Annotated in this window: 15 protein-coding genes and 1 pseudogene; 15 read left to right on the top strand and 1 reads right to left on the bottom strand. The window is 38.9% G+C overall.

Annotated elements, in window-relative coordinates; all coding sequences use genetic code 11:
- Positions 1 to 15 precede the first annotated feature (15 nt).
- Positions 16 to 315 (top strand): HU family DNA-binding protein, encoded by a 300-nt coding sequence (locus tag VTHSUH11_RS01145; RefSeq protein ID WP_059363776.1) that lies wholly within the window; start codon positions 16 to 18, stop codon positions 313 to 315.
- A gap of 103 nt (positions 316 to 418) precedes the next feature.
- Complete coding sequence (locus tag VTHSUH11_RS01140) at positions 419 to 1,573, top strand: MGDG synthase family glycosyltransferase (RefSeq protein ID WP_105092343.1); 1,155 nt, start codon at positions 419 to 421, stop codon at positions 1,571 to 1,573.
- 96 nt (positions 1,574 to 1,669) lie between these two features.
- Here the strand turns inward: VTHSUH11_RS01140 and VTHSUH11_RS01135 are convergent, their stop codons facing one another.
- Complete coding sequence (locus tag VTHSUH11_RS01135; RefSeq protein ID WP_105092342.1) at positions 1,670 to 1,990, bottom strand: hypothetical protein; 321 nt, start codon at positions 1,988 to 1,990, stop codon at positions 1,670 to 1,672.
- A 140-nt stretch (positions 1,991 to 2,130) separates the two neighbouring features.
- Between VTHSUH11_RS01135 and VTHSUH11_RS01130 the strand changes: the two genes are divergently transcribed.
- From VTHSUH11_RS01130 to VTHSUH11_RS01075, 13 genes and pseudogenes are all read left to right on the top strand, one after another.
- A complete protein-coding gene (locus VTHSUH11_RS01130; RefSeq protein WP_105092341.1) occupies positions 2,131 to 4,149 on the top strand; it encodes an ABC-F family ATP-binding cassette domain-containing protein in 2,019 nt (672 codons plus the stop codon).
- 131 nt (positions 4,150 to 4,280) lie between these two features.
- Positions 4,281 to 5,750, top strand: a complete 1,470-nt coding sequence (locus tag VTHSUH11_RS01125; protein WP_105092340.1) for a [FeFe] hydrogenase, group A — start codon at positions 4,281 to 4,283, stop codon at positions 5,748 to 5,750.
- A 99-nt stretch (positions 5,751 to 5,849) separates the two neighbouring features.
- A complete protein-coding gene (locus tag VTHSUH11_RS09540) occupies positions 5,850 to 6,020 on the top strand; it encodes a hypothetical protein (protein WP_181143905.1) in 171 nt (56 codons plus the stop codon).
- A gap of 220 nt (positions 6,021 to 6,240) precedes the next feature.
- Complete coding sequence (locus VTHSUH11_RS01120) at positions 6,241 to 6,696, top strand: PTS sugar transporter subunit IIA (protein WP_105092339.1); 456 nt, start codon at positions 6,241 to 6,243, stop codon at positions 6,694 to 6,696.
- A 15-nt stretch (positions 6,697 to 6,711) separates the two neighbouring features.
- Entirely contained in the window at positions 6,712 to 6,987 is a 276-nt protein-coding gene (locus tag VTHSUH11_RS01115) for a PTS sugar transporter subunit IIB (protein WP_059363760.1), read from the top strand.
- Positions 6,988 to 7,007: 20 nt separating this feature from the next.
- A complete protein-coding gene (locus VTHSUH11_RS01110; RefSeq protein WP_105092338.1) occupies positions 7,008 to 8,375 on the top strand; it encodes a PTS ascorbate transporter subunit IIC in 1,368 nt (455 codons plus the stop codon).
- Positions 8,375 to 8,770 (top strand): YbaN family protein, encoded by a 396-nt coding sequence (locus tag VTHSUH11_RS01105; RefSeq protein ID WP_105092337.1) that lies wholly within the window; start codon positions 8,375 to 8,377, stop codon positions 8,768 to 8,770. The genes VTHSUH11_RS01110 and VTHSUH11_RS01105 overlap by 1 nt, the downstream gene beginning before the upstream one ends.
- A gap of 214 nt (positions 8,771 to 8,984) precedes the next feature.
- The gene (locus VTHSUH11_RS01100; protein WP_105092336.1) at positions 8,985 to 9,875 is read left to right on the top strand and encodes a helix-turn-helix transcriptional regulator; all 891 of its coding nucleotides are present in this window, start codon (positions 8,985 to 8,987) and stop codon (positions 9,873 to 9,875) included.
- A 219-nt stretch (positions 9,876 to 10,094) separates the two neighbouring features.
- Positions 10,095 to 15,166 (top strand): annotated as a pseudogene (locus VTHSUH11_RS01095) (TonB-dependent receptor plug domain-containing protein).
- A gap of 36 nt (positions 15,167 to 15,202) precedes the next feature.
- Positions 15,203 to 15,820, top strand: coding sequence for a MotA/TolQ/ExbB proton channel family protein (locus VTHSUH11_RS01090; protein ID WP_105092335.1), 618 nt, complete (start codon positions 15,203 to 15,205; stop codon positions 15,818 to 15,820).
- Positions 15,821 to 15,822: 2 nt separating this feature from the next.
- Complete coding sequence (locus VTHSUH11_RS01085) at positions 15,823 to 16,230, top strand: ExbD/TolR family protein (RefSeq protein WP_059363741.1); 408 nt, start codon at positions 15,823 to 15,825, stop codon at positions 16,228 to 16,230.
- 2 nt (positions 16,231 to 16,232) lie between these two features.
- On the top strand, positions 16,233 to 17,027 hold the full coding sequence (locus VTHSUH11_RS01080; RefSeq protein ID WP_105092334.1) for an energy transducer TonB: 795 nt from the start codon (positions 16,233 to 16,235) through the stop codon (positions 17,025 to 17,027).
- Positions 17,028 to 17,052: 25 nt separating this feature from the next.
- The gene (locus VTHSUH11_RS01075; RefSeq protein ID WP_059363736.1) at positions 17,053 to 17,571 is read left to right on the top strand and encodes a flavodoxin family protein; all 519 of its coding nucleotides are present in this window, start codon (positions 17,053 to 17,055) and stop codon (positions 17,569 to 17,571) included.
- Positions 17,572 to 17,577 lie beyond the last annotated feature (6 nt).

The raw sequence follows: 17,577 nt of genomic DNA, 5'->3' as shown, positions 1-17,577 counted from the left end.
TAAGGAGGTTCTGTCATGAACAAAACAGAATTAATCGCAAGTGTTGCACTCAAAACTGAATTAACTAAAAAAGACGCTGAAAAAGCTGTTAAAGCTGTATTCGACACAGTTGCTGAAGAATTAGCTGCTGGTGGTAAAGTTCAAGTTATCGGCTTCGGTACTTTCGAAGTTCGTGAACGCGCTGCTCGTGAAGGCCGCAACCCTCAAAACGGTAAAACTATCACAATCAAAGCTTCCAAATCTCCTGCATTCAAAGCTGGTAAAGGTTTGAAAGAAAAAGTTAACGCAGCTCCTGCAAAAAAACGCAAAAAATAATCTAAATTTGAATAAGATTAAAAGAGACCTCTAAGAGGTCTCTTTTTGCATTTATATTATTTTTGCGTGCTTATGTGGTATAATCACATGGAAAGGATAGATTATGACTACAGAACAATCACGCAAGGTCCTCATTGTGTCTGCCTCTATTGGTACAGGGCACATGCAGGCCGCACGGGCTATAGAAGAATATTGGCAATTAAAAGAACCACAAGCAGTAATTTCTCATGTGGACTTTCTTGATACGGAAACACTATCCGTAGAGCATCTGATTAAGGGCACTTATATTAAGATGATTGACGTATTTCCCATGCTATATGATATGATTTATCGTGTATCAAAAGGGGAAAAGAAAGGAACTATTCTACAGACGGTGCTCTCTTATATATTGAAGAGTCGTATGTTGAAGTTAATCCAACAAGAAGAACCGGACGTGATCGTGTTTACCCATCCATTTCCTTGTGGGGCTGCAAGCATATTGAAACGCCAAGGTCTTATTGATGTTCCATTAGTGGCAATTCTAACAGACTTTAGCAGTCATCAATTTTGGATTTATCCCCAAGTGGATACCTATTTTGTTGCTACTGAAGATATGGTAGGGGAAATGACGTCCGTTGGCATTGAACGAGATAAGATTTATGTATCTGGTATTCCTGTGCGAAGATCATTTTTTAAGGATGCCATTGATCATTATGAACTGAAATCACCGGTGAAGGTTCTCGTCATGGGGGGCGGTCTCGGTTTAGGCTCATTAGAGATTGCATTGCAACATTTAGATGCAGTTAGTGGTATAGATGAAATTACCGTTGTAGCAGGTCAAAATACATCGCTCTATGAGTCGTTAGTAAGTCTTAGTGTACGGATGAAAACAAAAACTACTGTATATGGATATACATCTAATATTTCAGAGTTAATGAGTTCTGCTACTATGTTGGTTACAAAGCCTGGGGCCTTAACCTGTATGGAGGCTGTAACGATTGGACTGCCAATGGTATTCTTTAATGCTATTCCAGGCCAAGAAGAAGCGAATGCGGAGTTATTAGAAGAACGTGGCTGTGCTCGTTGGGCTAGAGATATACATAATCTAGAAGACGTAGTAGCGGCATTATTGATTAATCCGCCACGATTACAACAAATGTCTGAACAAGCTCGTGCATGGCATGTAGATGGTGCAGCTAATATCGTAAATGAACTCATACATATTCTTGATGCAAAATCGGAAACAATTGCACCTACGTGTGAGTTGGAAACTTTATAAATATAAAAGGTCATCTAAAAACCTTCCTCGCTTATAATGACATATCTGTCGAAGCTAGGTTGATTTTTAGATGACCTTTTATGTTAAAATTTCTTATTATTGGTAATGTTCAATATTTTTAGTACGGATTGCTTGTAAAGCGTCTAAAAAATCTTCTGTATTGCTGTTTTCCTCTAGTAATGCTTGCAGTTGATGCGAGTCATCAAGGCTTACACTCCATTGGAAGGAATCGGTATCATCATATACATTGAATACGATTGGAGTATCTAGTGTATCTGGCATATGACCATCATCATCGGACACAGTTGCATAGGTACCGTCGTCTAATAACTCGATAAGGAGTGTATCATATCCGTCAAAGTCGATAATTTCAAAGTCGAGGGAGTCATAAAAGTCTAATACTGCATCTGTTGCCATGAGAACCTCCTAATAGAATGTACCTATCATCATGTTATAAATTATCTTCGTATATACCTGTATTCTACTGATGCGGTGTATGCCTGTCAATGGAAATCTGTAGTATAATAAATAACATAAGAAATCAGAGGAGTACGGTAATGAACGTAATTAGTTTACAAAATATAGAGAAATCCTATGGAACACGCCTGCTATTTACAGATGTGTCTATTACATTTACAAATCAAAAGCGTCTAGGGCTTGTAGGTATTAATGGAACGGGCAAGTCTACCTTTTTAAAAATCCTAACGGGGCAGATGGAGGCCGATAAGGGAAGTATAGAACGGAATGGTAAAGCCAGCATCCATTATTTAGCACAGTCCCCAAACTTTGATGAAGGGGATACCTTACTAGAGGCGATTCTGGATGGTGATCACCCACGATTGCAATTGGTAAAGCGCTTTGACAAAGCTAGTCGTGACTATCACTACATACAAGAGCAAGGTGTAAGCGATGATCGTATTGAGCGTCGCTATATGCAATGTTTAGAAGAAATGGATAGACAAGACGGTTGGCAAGTAGAGCAAGAGGCTCGCATTATTCTAAGTAAGCTTGGTTTTTACGATGTAAATATGTCTGTTAGCCTATTATCAGGGGGGCAAAAGCGTCGATTGGCCCTTGGTCAGGCTTTGTTATACCCTTGTGACTTGCTTTTATTAGATGAACCGACAAACCATTTAGATGAAGATAGCATTGAATGGCTTGAAACGTACTTGAGTAATCGACAAGGTGGTTTATTGATTAGTACTCATGATCGCTATTTTCTAGACTCTGTATGTAATGGTATTTTAGAGTTGTCGAATCGCCATATGTATGAATACGAAGGAAATTACGAAAAATTTATTGAGTTGAAAGCCAATCGTGAGGCTCGTCAGGCCGCTACAGAGGAAAAACGTCGTCAATTTTTAAAGCGTGAAATTGAATGGGTTCGCCGTGGTGCGCTTGCTCGTACTACAAAGCAAAAGGCCCGTTTACAACGGTATGAAACACTTAAAAATATGGAAAAGACGCGCCGTCCTGATCAAATGGATCCTATTGCCTTAAAAACGCGTTTAGGAAAAACTATTTTTGACATAGAGCATTTATCATTTGATTTTGATGGGCGCCCTATGATAGATGATTTTACATATCATGTGGTGCGTCATGATCGCATTGGTATTGTAGGTCCTAATGGAGTTGGCAAATCCACGTTCATGAATATTCTAGATGGCACCTATGAGCCAACGACGGGTACTATTGGTAAAGGGGAAACCGTTCGTATCGCTCATTTTAAACAGGAATTGCCTGAATTTGATGAGGATATGCGCGTTCTCGACTATATCAAAGAAGACCATTCCTATATGGCCCTTGGTGATGGTACTACATTGAGTGCAGGACAAATTCTGGAACGTTTTTTGTTTACCCCAGAATTACATGGCGTGCCTATCCGCAAACTCTCTGGTGGTGAGCGTCGTAGACTATATCTTTTAAAATTACTTATGAGTGCACCTAATGTTTTATTGCTTGATGAACCGACCAATGATTTGGATATCCCTACATTAGAGGTATTGGAAGATTTTCTTGATTCTTTCAGTGGGGTTATTATCACTGTTTGCCATGATCGATATTTCCTTGATCGTGTTGTAGATAAATTATTTGTCTTTACCGGTAATGGGCATATTGATATTGTGCATGGATCCTATTCGGATTATAAGGAAGAACATGGTGAAAGCACTAATTCTCCATTTTATATACCAGAACATCAGTCATCTACTGTAACGAATAAGAGTTCGGCATCAACAGTAGGTCCCGTTGAGGTTAGTGACGCAGATACAGATACAAATGCAAATACAAATACAAATACAAATACAAATACAGCGGTTAAGGGGTCTGCTGATAAATCTACACCTGTTGATTTGCCCACAAAAAAAGGTCTCAATAAGGCGGAAGAGGCGGAATATGCGTCTATCATGGAGGAGCTACCAAAATTAGAACATCTTATAAAAGGCTTAGATGTTATGATTAGCCAAGCGGCTACGGATTATGAAAAAATGCAAACATTAATGGCTGAACGAGAGGGTGCACAATCTCAAATCGATACGCTAACCGAGCGGTGGATGGAATTAGAGGAACGCTTGTAAACCTGTATTTTATGCAGTTTTCTAATACCTGTTATGCATAGGAATTACTTTCATAATCATTGATAAAAATTACGATTTGTAGTATAATTTCAGAGATTAACGATAACAACGTTACCTAAGTAGGAGGAACTATGAGTAAGTACGAATTTTTAGATCGCCGTGTACCGATTGAAGACGGCAACATTGCGTTAGTACAGGATTTATCCAAATGTAAAAACTGCTCCTTATGTCGTAAAGCTTGTGCTGTAGATATGGGTGTATTTGATTATTATGATTTAACAACTAATGGAGATCATCCAATTTGTATTCATTGTGGTCAATGTGCATCGATTTGTCCATTCGACTCCATCAATGAACGCTCTGAAATTGATGAAGTAAAAGCAGCTATTGCTGACCCTAATAAAATCGTCGTTTTCCAAACTGCACCTGCTGTTCGCGTTGGCTTAGGTGAAGAGTTCGGTCTTGATGCAGGTACATTCGTAGAAGGTAAAATGGTAGCGGCTCTTCGTAAATTGGGTGGCGACTATATTTTAGATACAAACTTCGGTGCTGACATGACTATCATGGAGGAAGCATCTGAATTGTTGGAACGCGTTATCAATAGTGATGCGGTATTGCCTCAGTTCACATCTTGCTGTCCTGCTTGGGTTAAGTTTGCTGAAACATTCTATCCAGAATTCTTGCCAAACTTGTCTACTGCTAAGAGTCCAATTGCAATGCAAGCGCCTACGCAAAAAACATATTTTGCTGAAAAAATGGGCCTTGATGCAAAACAAATTGTTGCTGTTGCAGTAACACCTTGTACAGCTAAGAAATTCGAGATTCGTCGTGACGAAATGAATTCTTCTGCTGAATACTGGGACGTACCAGAAATGCGAGATACAGACTACTGTATTACTACACGTGAACTTGCAAAATGGTTACGTGCAGAAGAAATCAACTTTGATGACCTTGAAGATTCCGCATTCGATCCGTTGATGGGTGAAGCTTCTGGTGGTGGTATCATCTTCGGTAACACTGGTGGTGTTATGGAAGCGGCTATGCGTGCGGCTTACAAATTAGCAACTGGTGAAGATGCACCTCAAACATTGATCCCATTCGAAGCCATTCGCGGTATGGATGGTGCTCGTGAAGCAGATGTAGTCATTGGGGATAAAACATTACATGTAGCGGCTGTTCATGGTACAGGTAACTTGCGTAAGTTTATCGAACGCATGCGTGCAGAAAATATCCATTATGATTTCATTGAAGTAATGGCTTGCCGTGGCGGCTGTATCGGTGGTGGTGGTCAACCACGCGTTAAATTACCGATGGCTGATAAAGCTCGTGAAGCTCGTATTGCGTCCTTGTATACTCGCGATGCAGAGGTACAAGTGAAAGCAGCTTGCGATAATCCAGATATCCAAAAACTATATGCTGAGTTCTTTGATGGTAAACCTATGAGCCACAAAGCACATCATATGTTACATACAACATTTGTAAATCGCTCTGAAGACTTGGGCCCTAATGGTGCATGTACACCGGCTACATGCCCAACATCTGTGCCTAATTTGAAAAAAGCAGCAGAAGCAGCTAAAGCGGCGGCAGAAGCCGATAATTAAATTAAAAATAAATTTGAATAAAAATCTTGAAATTCCGCATAAAATAGCATATACTAATAACTGTAATAGATAATGGTCTGTTGAGAGAGGTATATGTAAATGACATGGGGCGGACAGAGAGCTGGTTCTGGTCGTAGACCTCGTGTGTATAAACGTGTATGTCGTTCATTCCGTTTAACCGATGAGGAATATCAAGTACTGAAACCATTAATAGAGGCTATTAGAATGCGCACTGATTTAAATAACAAAACGGCGCATCTAGTGGATTAGAAAAGTTAAATATTGACATGGCATATATATGTACATTTTAAGAACATTCTTTTGTACTCATCTAATAATAGCAAATCTTCAATTTAATATATGCTATGTGAATAAGTGAAATTAGACCCTTCGGGGTCTAATTTTTTTGTAATAAAATACATTGGGGTATAGGCATTTTAGTGTTCCCTCGTTATAATATGAATATACAAGTAGTATAGGAGGTGTTAGCTTGTTACAAGATTTGCTATCCGAGGATAATGTGTCATTTCATTATCCTGCAGAGACCTGGGAAGATGTGATTTGTCATGGTGGTCAACTCATGGTCGATGCTGGTTTTACAGAACCTACATATATAGAGGCCATGGTTGAAGTTGTTCGAGAAATGGGGCCGTACATTGTTTTGGCACCAGGTCTGGCGATGCCACATGCACGCCCTGAAATGGGCGTTAAACAGGTCGGTACTGCACTTGTTACATTAGAAAAACCTGTCGATTTTGGTAGTCCTGAAAATGATCCTGTTTCAGTAGCTCTTTTTCTATGTGCCCCCAATAAGGATGAACATATTCAATTGCTTTCAGATATTGCAACATTATTTGAAGACGAAGAATTCCTTGATGCGGCTGCTAATTTTGAAAGTATTGAAGATGTACAAGAATTTTTATCTGAACATTTAGAAGATGCGTAATTGAGGAGGTAGACTATGATTTCCATCTTAACTGTATGCGGTAATGGCATCGGGTCTAGTTTGATGTTAAAAATGAAAATCGAAGAAATCTGTGCTGAAAATAATATTGAAGCGCAAGTAGAATCTATTGATTTTAATGCGGCTCAAGGCCGTAAGGCTGATTTGATTGTGACTGTAAAAGAATTAGCAGAGCAATTTGAAGGCAAAGAAGTAGCTATTGTTCGCAGCTATATTAATAAAAAGAAAATTAAAGAAGATATTTTAGAACGATTACAACAAATCGCTAAGTAATTCGCTAGGGAGATAATTCTATGGAAATGATATTAGAATTCTTACGAGATGTATTGAGTCAACCAGCATTATTGATTGGTATTATGTCCTGTGTAGGTCTAATCGCTTTAAAAAGACCATTTCACAAGGTGATGACCGGTACATTAAAACCTATTCTCGGTTATTTAATGCTCGCAGCTGGTGCTGGTGTTATCGTTAGTAATCTAGATCCATTGGGCAAGATGATTGAACACGGTTTCCATATTACTGGCGTAGTACCAAATAACGAAGCTATTGTGGCGGTTGCACAAAAGGTACTTGGTGTTGAAACGATGTCTATTCTCGTTGTAGGCTTATTGATGAACTTATGTATTGCTCGTTTTACTAAGTTTAAATATGTATTCCTTACAGGTCATCACAGCTTGTTTATGGCCTGCTTGATGTCTGCCGTACTTGGCACAGCTGGATTATCTGGTATTGAACTCATTCTTGTTGGTGGTTTCTTGATGGGCGCTTGGTCTGCTATTTCTCCAGCAATTGGTCAAAGTTATACATCTAAAGTTACTGATGGTGATGAAATTGCGTTAGGCCATTTTGGTAGCCTTGGTTATTATTTATCTGCTTGGGTTGCTAAATATATAGGTAAGGCAGAAGAAAGCACAGAAGATATTGAAATTCCTGAAAAATGGGGCTTCTTGCGTGACTCTACACTATCTACTGCATTGACTATGATTGTATTCTATTTGATCGCTGCCATTGCAGCCGGTTCTGAATTTGTAGCTACCTTGTCTGGTTCTATGAGTCCATATTTATTTGCTATCATGAGTGCTATGAACTTTGCTGTTGGCGTAGCAATCGTATACTCCGGTGTACGTATGATCTTAGGCGATTTGATTCCTGCATTCCAAGGGATTGCTACAAAAATTATTCCTAATGCAATTCCAGCAGTAGACTGTGCGGTGTTCTTTACATATGCTCCAACAGCGGTAGTATTAGGCTTTATTAGCTCCTTTATCGGTGGTATCATCGGTATGCTTATCCTCGGTGCTGTAGGTGGCGTACTTATCATTCCTGGCCTTGTACCTCATTTCTTCTGTGGTGCTACAGCAGGTATTTATGGTAATGCTACTGGCGGTCGTCGCGGTGCTGCTGTTGGTGCATTCCTTAATGGTTTGGCTATCACATTCTTACCAGCATTGGCACTACCAGTTCTTGGTCAACTTGGTTTCCAAAATACAACCTTCGGTGATGCGGACTTTGCTGTAATGGGCCTTGTACTAGGTAACGCATTTGAATGGATTGGTATGGCTGGCATTTATGGTATCGTTGTTATTGCAGCATTGGTACTTATTATTCCTAACTTTATCAAAACAAAGGGCAAAGTTATTAATTACGTAGAAGAGGATTGATGAAAACAACTGAGCAACATAGTAATGTAGTAGTTCGATATATATTCCTGACCATTGGTGCTATCAGTTTTTGTCTTGGTACAGCAGGTATCGTATTACCCGTATTGCCAACAGTTCCCTTTTATATGCTTACATTATTTTGTTTAGCACGAGGTTCTGAACGTTTTCATAGAATGTTTTTGGAATCCAGTTTATATCAAAAGACTGTTGGTGCTTATGAACGTGATAAAGCGTTAACGTTACGGACAAAGTTGTCTATCTTAACTTCTGTTACGGCCATTATGATGATAGGGGCCTATTTTTCAAGAAATATTCCAATAGCACTTATTATCATGTCAATCGTATGGATTGCTCATATAATAGCATTAGCCTTTATAGTTAAAACCAAAAAATAAATAATCATATGAAATTCCTCCTATTAAAACTTTTTTTATGGGAGGAATTTTTTTACTAGACAGAATAATCATAAAATAATCATATAGAAAATGAATGCATAAAATGGATTTTAATAAATATTACATGAATAATAACAAAAATAAATTTGACAATTAATCTCAAAATGATTATTATTAATATATTATTTATAATATTTATATAGATGGTGATACTATGAATCCACATGCACATATGAAATCTCAGTCAGGGATGTCCATGTTGAGATATACCGTGTTTGATGGTATCGACTTGATATTCCTTGATGTAAAGCGTGAAACGATTCAATTTTATGCCCAATCACATACAAAGACCTTTGCCATCAATCACTGTGAAGAAGGTCGCATAGAATGTAAATTCTCATCTGGAGAGTATTTATATATGGGACCAGGCGATATGTCATTAGGTTGGCATATACGGTCCGATTATCAACATGAAAATTATTTTCCTACTAAATCCTTTAAAGGAATTGTGTTATTAGTAGATGTAGAACGAGCGCAACCGGTTTTGGATACCCTTGTAACAGATACTCATATTGATTTAGCAGAGCTCGCTAATCGATTTTGTGAAAATGCAGATTTTGGTATGATGATGGAAGAAACTGACTCGGTTCGCCACATTTTTTCTAGCTTATATGCGGTGCCAGATCAAATTAAGGCACATTATTTTAAATTGAAGGTTATTGAAATCTTCTTATTACTCTCAGTGATTTCTACCGAGTCCCATGAAAGGCGCGTTAGTTACAGAAAACACCAGGTAGATACTGTAAAGAAGGTAAGTAAATATTTATCTAAGAATTTTGCAAAACGCATTACCCTTGATGATCTATCAAATGATTTTGATGTTCCAGCCTCTACCTTGAAGCGTTGCTTTAAAGGGGTATATGGGGTAACGATTCATCAATTTATAAAAGAATGTCGTATGAATGAGGCAAAACGATTGCTTCAAGATACAGATGACTCTATTTTGCAAATTGCCAATGCTGTAGGCTATGAAAATGGTAGTAAATTTACAAGTACGTTTAAAGACTCCATTGGAATGACTCCTAGTGACTTCCGCAAGATATAATTACATACTACATATCTCACTAAAAATACCAAAAACGTATAGTTTTGGTCTTTTCGGAGTAGATATGCAGAATACACTTTGCTAACATATAAAATGTAAATGATTTTCAATGTCATTATATTGTTAGTAAAGTGTATTTTTTATTTTATAAAAATAAGAGATATATGGTTGTGTAATTAAACTATAGTTGAGAAAGAAAGAGTATTTTAGGAGGCAACAGTGAACCGATGGGAACGCACGAAACGCTATTTAGTCCTATCTAGTGCGGTTGCACTATGGCTAAATGCACCTCTCATGGTTATGGCAGATAATGCATCTGTCACAACTGATGTGGTACATGTACGAGGTACATGGGCAGAGGAAGAAGCGAAATTAAATCCACAGCAAGTGCAAATCATTACTAAGAAAGAAATTGAGAAGAAGCAGGCGAAGTCAGTCGAAGATATTATTTTTACCCAAACGGGTGTATCCAGAACCGTTGATGCCATGGGGCGTGTCGGTGTATCCATTCGCGGTGCAGAAGCACGTCATACACTGATTCTTGTAGATGGACAACCAGTATTGGGGGATTTTGATAAATATTCAGGTGCTGCTGATGAGGTGCAACGATTAGGTGCGGAAAACGTTGAGCGTATCGAGGTTATTCAAGGTGCTGCCAGTGCTAAGTATGGTTCCGATGCCATTGGTGGTGTTGTTAATATCATCACTAAAAAAGCGCTTAAAAACCAACATTGCAATTGAACGCAGAAGGTATGCGTCGTAAAAGTGATGGAGATGTATTCCCATTCCAAAATTTTTACATTCGTGCCGATTCTGGTCAGATGGGGAAATTAAAGGTTGGCCTATCTGGTAGTAAACGTGATTTAATGCCGGTTCTAGCATCTGTTAAACGTCGCGCATCTGGCATGGCCTTTGATTACTCAAAACATAACTTTAAGCCGAATGTGCTTCGCTACTACGGGGATGCTTCGGATATTGGTCTCGTAGCAACATATGAAGCTAACAAGAATAATAAAATTGAGATGCGTCTCAACCGATATACAGAGGATCTTGTGCGAGATATTAAACACTCTGATTCCGATTTAGAACCACAACAACACTTTAAACGTACAGCTGGTCGTAATACTATCAATTTAGCGTGGAATTCAAAAGCTGGTAAAAGTGATTGGACGGTAGAGACAAACTATTCTCGTATTAAAGAGGATGATGTGGCTCTAATCAATTACACAGGGCGTTCCTCTTATGAAGGCTCCAACGAACTTCGTTATATCGATAATATCGACCATAAACAACTAGATGTTCGTCTTAATGCGAATACTCAACTTAATAACAAGCATCGCCTTAGCTATGGTGTCAGCTATGCTCGTGAAGAAGGCTCTGGTAGCCGATTAAAGAGCTCTCCTAATACAAGTACAATGTACATTGACCCTTGGGAATATGATAAGAGTCTCCTCGTAGATAAATTAGACCGTCTTGTAAGACGTAAAGGTGATAACAGCGTTAAGGTATATTCCCATATTCATGATTATAAGTTCATTAAATCCAGTAGCGGCATGCCACAATGGGATATGGACTATGAATATTATGGTGCTGAAACAGATGCTCAAAAACCGGGTATCACCTATGATGATTACGTAAATTATGGATTATCTGAAGGTGCTATCAGTTCTTGGTCCAGTACATCACCTAATAATCAGCCAATATCAGATGAATTTAGATCACGTTATAATGCATTAAAATCTCGACTAGAGGCTGAAAATCCATCAATGGCAGCTACGCGTTCTAATATCGTAGGCGATTACTTTAAATATGGTGAGTCCAGTGATCCAGAAATGCGTAAAAAAGCGCCTAAGTTGAATGGCAAAGCCTTCTTAGAAGAGTATCGTAATCGGGACCAACGATTGACTACAGGTCAAGGCACGATTCGCAAGATGAATGCTTATATTTCTGACACTTGGCAGGTGAATAAAAATTTAACCTTTGTACCAATTATTCGCCTTGATAATAGCAGCTTGTTTGGTTCAAATTTATCGGCATCCATGGGGATGACCTACAATGTGAATGGTAATCCTCAACGCCGATTTAAAGCTAATATTGGCACTGGTTATACAGAACCAGGTATGGGCGAATTGTGGTATAACTGGGAAATGTATGCATCTAATCCAGTAGGTATTGGTGTAGCTAAACTCGGTTGGTATTGGGCTGGTAATCCCAATTTGAAGCCTGAAAAATCTCTGAACTTTGATATGAGTTTAGAAGGTGAAAATAAAAACACCTATGCCCGTGTTGGCGTATTCCACAACCGTATTAAGAACTACATGTCTGTATACTTTACGGGAGAATTCCAAGATTTTGCACCATATTTGAAAGGGGATGCAAAATACCAACGTGCCCCAGATATGATTTACAGCTTTAAAAACATCGGTATGGCTGAAATCACAGGCCTTCAAGCGGAAGTGCAACAAAAATTCGGCAGATACTGGTCCGGTAAATTAGGATACACTTATTTACATGCCATCAATAAGAGTGATCCTTCAATGCCAAAGCAATTGCTCGATAAACCTGTGCATAAAATTGATATTGGCGTATCCTATGATAATCCAAAAACAGGTTGGAACGGTTCCATTTGGGGTGATTACTACATTGATATGCTCGATAGTAATACATTAAATAATGGTGGTAACTACTGGCCAGATATTTTATCTGGTGATGCCGGGGTATATAAAAAGCAAGTTTACCAAAAGAAAACATTTGGTATTTGGAACCTAATGGTTCAAAAACGATTCAATAAGAACGCCATGATGTATTTTGGTATCAATAATATCTTTAATCATCGTGATGATGACCGTGCTACACAAGAACGTGTATATCGCATTGGTGTAAACCTCAAGTTTGGCGGTGGTGATTCTAAGACTACGCCAATCGGTAAAGATGTTAATAAATCAGCTAATGCAGCTGGTGATGTAGTAAATGGCGTATCTACTAATGGTACAGCGTCTACAGTACAAAACCTATCCGAAGTTGTTAAATTAACTGATTTTATCCGTTCTGATTTTGATACAACTAAAGAACGCGGCGTTACCTTTGTTGGTGACTATCGTGCTCGCTGGATGGCTCACGATGGTTCGAATCGTCCACAATCTCCATATAGAGCCAATTCTTATGTTGGCTCTGCGAAGGCTAATATGTATGATGCGAGTCGACATAGCTTTGAACAACGCATTCGTCTTGGATTTGATGCACGTCTTAATCCGTTTACAAACCTATCGGTTATCGGTAGCATGTCCGGCATGAGTGGCGTAGATACAAGCTGGACTCAATCAGATTCAAAAGGCTTTAACCACCAACGTCTCGATACTGTTGATTTGACAAGACGCGTTAAGAAATGGGATGTTTCCGTAGGTCGTTTAACTGAACCTATGGGAGCAAGTGGCTATTGGTTTGGTCAGTCCTATGATGGGATTCGCGGCGTATGGACCGGTAACGATACACAAGTTCGCGTTGGTGTAGGTAACTTTAAACATAGCACGGGTATTAGTGATTCTGCGTATACCCATGTGGTACATGAAGTGATTACTAGACCTCCAACAGCAGCAGAGTTGATTGGTATTAATCGTGATGATTATCCTTATGATATTAATAATGCTACAAAAACGGGGTCTGATGGTGAAAGCAAATCCACTGAGGATGCACCAGCACCAGATAGCCCAACAGGTATTTATGAATCTACTTATAAAGGTAAGGTAGATACGATTTACTTCTATCAACAGCTAAAAGGATTACAAGATGAATATGATGCGTATAAAGCTACGTTGAATCTAAGTTGGAGCAACCCAAATAAGGATCAAGAAATTGAAAAAGCTAATGCTAAATTAGCAGAGACTCAACAAAAACAAGCTCAAATCATGAGCCGCTTACAAGATATTCTTACAAAGGCATACCCTACAGATATGGCTGAGAAGAAATTCTCTCTCGATATTCCATCTGGTGGTTATACAATGTATGAAATCACTAATAAGAATACAGGGGAAAAACTCTATAAGACCGGGGACATTATGTATAATGTGAACTCTTCTTTATACCCTGAATACTTAAAAGAAAAGGCTAAAGGTCTTATCGTATCTACTGATAATAAGGAGGCTTTAGTAAATCCTAAAGCCTATGTTGAAAAACATGGTGACGAAATTAATCAATCCGTAGCAGAAATTGCTAAATATAATGCTACAGATAACTGGAAGAATTATAACAATAGTGAGCTTGATGTGGTTTGGGTTAAACAGCCAGATGGCACGTTCAAACAATCTTATGATTACTATGGACAACCAGCTAGTGATTATGAGTTCACTGGTTACTTAGGTGCTAAAACATATAAATACGATAGTGGTAGTTATGTATTTAGTGATTATGATGCTAAAGATGCGATTTACAAAAAGAACTTTACAATGTCCTCCAATGATTGGGGTGAAGGTAGTTCTGACTATGGTTGGGGCATGCCAAATGCATTGTTCAACTATATGTATAATCTTGAAAAGGTTGTACATGATGCAGAGTCTGAAAACAAATTACCACGTGAAGCAATTGGTAAAATCATTGGTAACATCATTCAAACAGAAGGTGTTGTTCTTGAAAAAGATACAATTCCACCAATTGAAACAGCGGCCTTTGTTCAAGTTAAGAAACAAATTGGCGATCGTCTTGGCTTACAAGCATGGTATTTACGATCCTTTAATGGTAGCAAACGTACCTTCTTAAATGCCAATGGCAACGGTAATGATGAACAAAGCTTCTCCAATATTGCAAATGTATTTGGCATCGGTGCTAAATATCAAATCGGTGAAAGCACAGCAATTACTGTAGATTATGGTCAAAACCGCTCAAAATTTGGTCGCTATATGAATGGTAACACCGTATATGATCATGAACGTGGTACAGCGGACTTCACTATTAAGGGACATCAAATGGGTGGTACACCGCACTTCTGGATGGCACGACTCGATATTGGCCGTTCTGATCTAGATATTCCAAAATCTTGGAATGCGTTCATCGACTATAAATACTTTGCTCATGGTTCATTCCTCGGTGGTAATGGCACAGGTGCTGTTCCTGATCGTTATCTCGATGGTATTCGCAGCTTCACATTTGGTGCAGGCTATGTTCCACGCAAGGATTTACTCCTTGAAGCATTCTATACATTCGATGCAAAGGGCACAAATAAACGAGATACCTTATATGGTAATGAAAGCTTTAAGTTAGGCGATTATGCAAGAATTCAAGGAACCTACAGGTTCTAGTATGCAGTCTGTAAATAGACAGAAAGGTTTATTAGTATGGAAAATCTAAATTATGTCATTCACTTGTTTCATAGTGGCGGGTATGTAATGTATCCATTATTACTTTTGTCCTTTATGGTTATCGCTATCGCTGTAGAACGTGCTTTCTTTTACCGTAAATATGCAGGTAAAACCTATGTGGTGACTCATGCAGTTAATGAATTAGCAAAACTGCAAAAATGGGATGAAATTGATAAAGTAATTCAAGAAAACCCGTCCATTGCAAGTCGTATTGCTCAAGCAGGTTTACATAATGCTTCTAGCGAAGAAGCGATGAAGACAGCCTTTGCTGATCAAATGGGCGTTGATGCAGTAGGTTTCCGTAAATATATGGATTACCTCAGTGCAACGGTTACAATCTCCCCATTGTTAGGTTTGCTTGGTACTGTAACAGGTATGATTGGTTCCTTTAGTATCCTTGACTCTGGTGCCGGTGCTTCCGCCATTACAGGTGGTGTAGGCGAAGCCCTCATCGCCACAGCATCTGGTTTATGCGTTGCGATTATGGCCTTTATAGTGTACACAGTTTTTAGCCATCGTTTGGATTCCATTATTAACCAAATTGAAAATATGTGTGTAAACATTGTTACAGCTAAACGAGAAGGGTGGAAATAATTATGAACTTGCAAAGCTTTCGCATGAAAACTAAGCCGGAATTCATGATCATTCCAATGATTGATATCATCTTCTTCTTGTTGGTATTCTTCATGATGAACAGCTTACAAACAGTTGCTCAAAAAGCATTATCTGTACAATTACCACAAGCGACAAGTGCTTCTGCACCTGCTCAGTTGCCAGTTGTATTTACATTAGATGCAGAAGGGCATATTACAATTGATAATAACCCAATGAGTATTGATCAAGCAGAAGTTATGATTAAACAACGTATTCAAGAAAATCCTAATGCTAGCGTTATTTTACAAGCAGATAAACGAGCAGCTCATGGCCAAGTAGTAGCCATCATGGATATGCTCAAACAATCTGGCGTTAAACGCTTAGCTATTGCAGCAGAACAGAAAGGATAACTATGGGTCTAGGCATATCATGGAAAAAAGCAGCCATTATATCCGCCGTAGTTCATCTAGTTGCTCTCTTTATTGCCGTTATCTTTTTTGTAGTCGTTCCAGCTATTCAAGAAATGGAAACCTATGAAATTGATCTCACCCAAAGTGTGCTCGATGATGGCGGTAGTGGTCATGCTGGCGGTGGTGGCGGTGATAGATCATCTCTATTCCCAAAACCATTGTCTGCAGATGAAGTGGCGGCAAGAACGCAGGCTGTTGTAGCAAATATGGATCCTTCTCCAGCAACAGATATTCCAGATGCTGTCGATGTTCCATCTAAGAATAGTGATAGTAAATCTACTGGAACTGCTGGTGAAAGTGGTGGTGAAGGTGCCGGTTCTGGCGGCGGCAAAGGCGGCGGTCATGGTACCGGCGAAGGTACAGGTGTTGGCGATGGTAGAGGCTCTGGCACAGGTACAGGTGATGGACCAGGTAGTGGTGATGGTCATGGTACAGCACGTGCAGCCTTTAATACACAAGGTTTTTATAACACTGTTAATAGTCGAAAAGTAATGCCACAGCAATACATTCGACAACATAAAGAAGTTCATGAAACAATCGTAGTCTTTGTACGTATTGATACAAATGGTAATGGCATAGAGCAATATGTGGAATCTGGTGATGATCCACTATTGAAAGAATCGGCTATGGACGCTGTGTATCGCTCCTTACCATACCCAAATAACTCAGGTGATGTACAACCGGTCCATGTTCCTGTACGATTTGACATGGCAGAAGGTACAGATGACGAAGATTAATTATAATTTATAAAAGGAGATATTAATGAGTACTATTATTTTATATTCATCACTCACGGGAAATACAAAAAGTGTAGCAGAAGCGATGGCTTCTGTAATGCCAGAAGGTACACCTTGTGTGCCTGTTAAAGAAGCGCCTGCAAACCTTGCAGATTACGATACCGTATTTGTAGGGTTTTGGGTAGACCGCGGCACAGCGAATAAAGAAGCTGCTAAATTGATTGAAACATTGAACAATAAACATGTCGTATTCTTTGCTACATTGGGGATGTATGCTGATTCTGATCATGCTCGTGAAAGTATTGAAAAAGCATCTACATTATTGCCTAATAAAGAATCTTTGGTGGATGGTTTTGTATGTCAAGGTAAAATTGATCCTAAAGTAATCGAGATGATGTACAAAATGTTCCCACCAGGATCTGCTCATGGACAAAGCCCTGAACGTGATGCATTGCATAAGGCGGCAGAAACGCATCCTGATGAACAAGATTTTGCAAATGCGAAAGAATTTGCTAAATCTGTGCTTGCAAAGTTGCAAGGCTAACGAGTG

Origin of the sequence: Veillonella tobetsuensis, assembly GCF_002959935.1 — a bacterium.
In the GTDB taxonomy this organism is placed as follows: domain Bacteria; phylum Bacillota; class Negativicutes; order Veillonellales; family Veillonellaceae; genus Veillonella; species Veillonella tobetsuensis.
This window is presented reverse-complemented; position numbering and strand designations above follow the sequence as displayed.

Bases quoted from the DNA above. Each gene is read 5' to 3' on its own strand.
- VTHSUH11_RS01145 (WP_059363776.1), top strand. From the start codon at position 16: ATGAACAAAACAGAATTAATCGCAAGTGTTGCACTCAAAACTGAATTA.
- VTHSUH11_RS01125 (WP_105092340.1), top strand. From the start codon at position 4,281: ATGAGTAAGTACGAATTTTTAGATCGCCGTGTACCGATTGAAGACGGC.
- VTHSUH11_RS01135 (WP_105092342.1), bottom strand. From the start codon at position 1,990: ATGGCAACAGATGCAGTATTAGACTTTTATGACTCCCTCGACTTTGAA.
- VTHSUH11_RS01075 (WP_059363736.1), top strand. From the start codon at position 17,053: ATGAGTACTATTATTTTATATTCATCACTCACGGGAAATACAAAAAGT.
- VTHSUH11_RS09540 (WP_181143905.1), top strand. From the start codon at position 5,850: ATGACATGGGGCGGACAGAGAGCTGGTTCTGGTCGTAGACCTCGTGTG.
- VTHSUH11_RS01130 (WP_105092341.1), top strand. From the start codon at position 2,131: ATGAACGTAATTAGTTTACAAAATATAGAGAAATCCTATGGAACACGC.
- VTHSUH11_RS01100 (WP_105092336.1), top strand. From the start codon at position 8,985: ATGAATCCACATGCACATATGAAATCTCAGTCAGGGATGTCCATGTTG.
- VTHSUH11_RS01115 (WP_059363760.1), top strand. From the start codon at position 6,712: ATGATTTCCATCTTAACTGTATGCGGTAATGGCATCGGGTCTAGTTTG.
- VTHSUH11_RS01110 (WP_105092338.1), top strand. From the start codon at position 7,008: ATGGAAATGATATTAGAATTCTTACGAGATGTATTGAGTCAACCAGCA.
- VTHSUH11_RS01080 (WP_105092334.1), top strand. From the start codon at position 16,233: ATGGGTCTAGGCATATCATGGAAAAAAGCAGCCATTATATCCGCCGTA.
- VTHSUH11_RS01085 (WP_059363741.1), top strand. From the start codon at position 15,823: ATGAACTTGCAAAGCTTTCGCATGAAAACTAAGCCGGAATTCATGATC.
- VTHSUH11_RS01105 (WP_105092337.1), top strand. From the start codon at position 8,375: ATGAAAACAACTGAGCAACATAGTAATGTAGTAGTTCGATATATATTC.
- VTHSUH11_RS01090 (WP_105092335.1), top strand. From the start codon at position 15,203: ATGGAAAATCTAAATTATGTCATTCACTTGTTTCATAGTGGCGGGTAT.
- VTHSUH11_RS01140 (WP_105092343.1), top strand. From the start codon at position 419: ATGACTACAGAACAATCACGCAAGGTCCTCATTGTGTCTGCCTCTATT.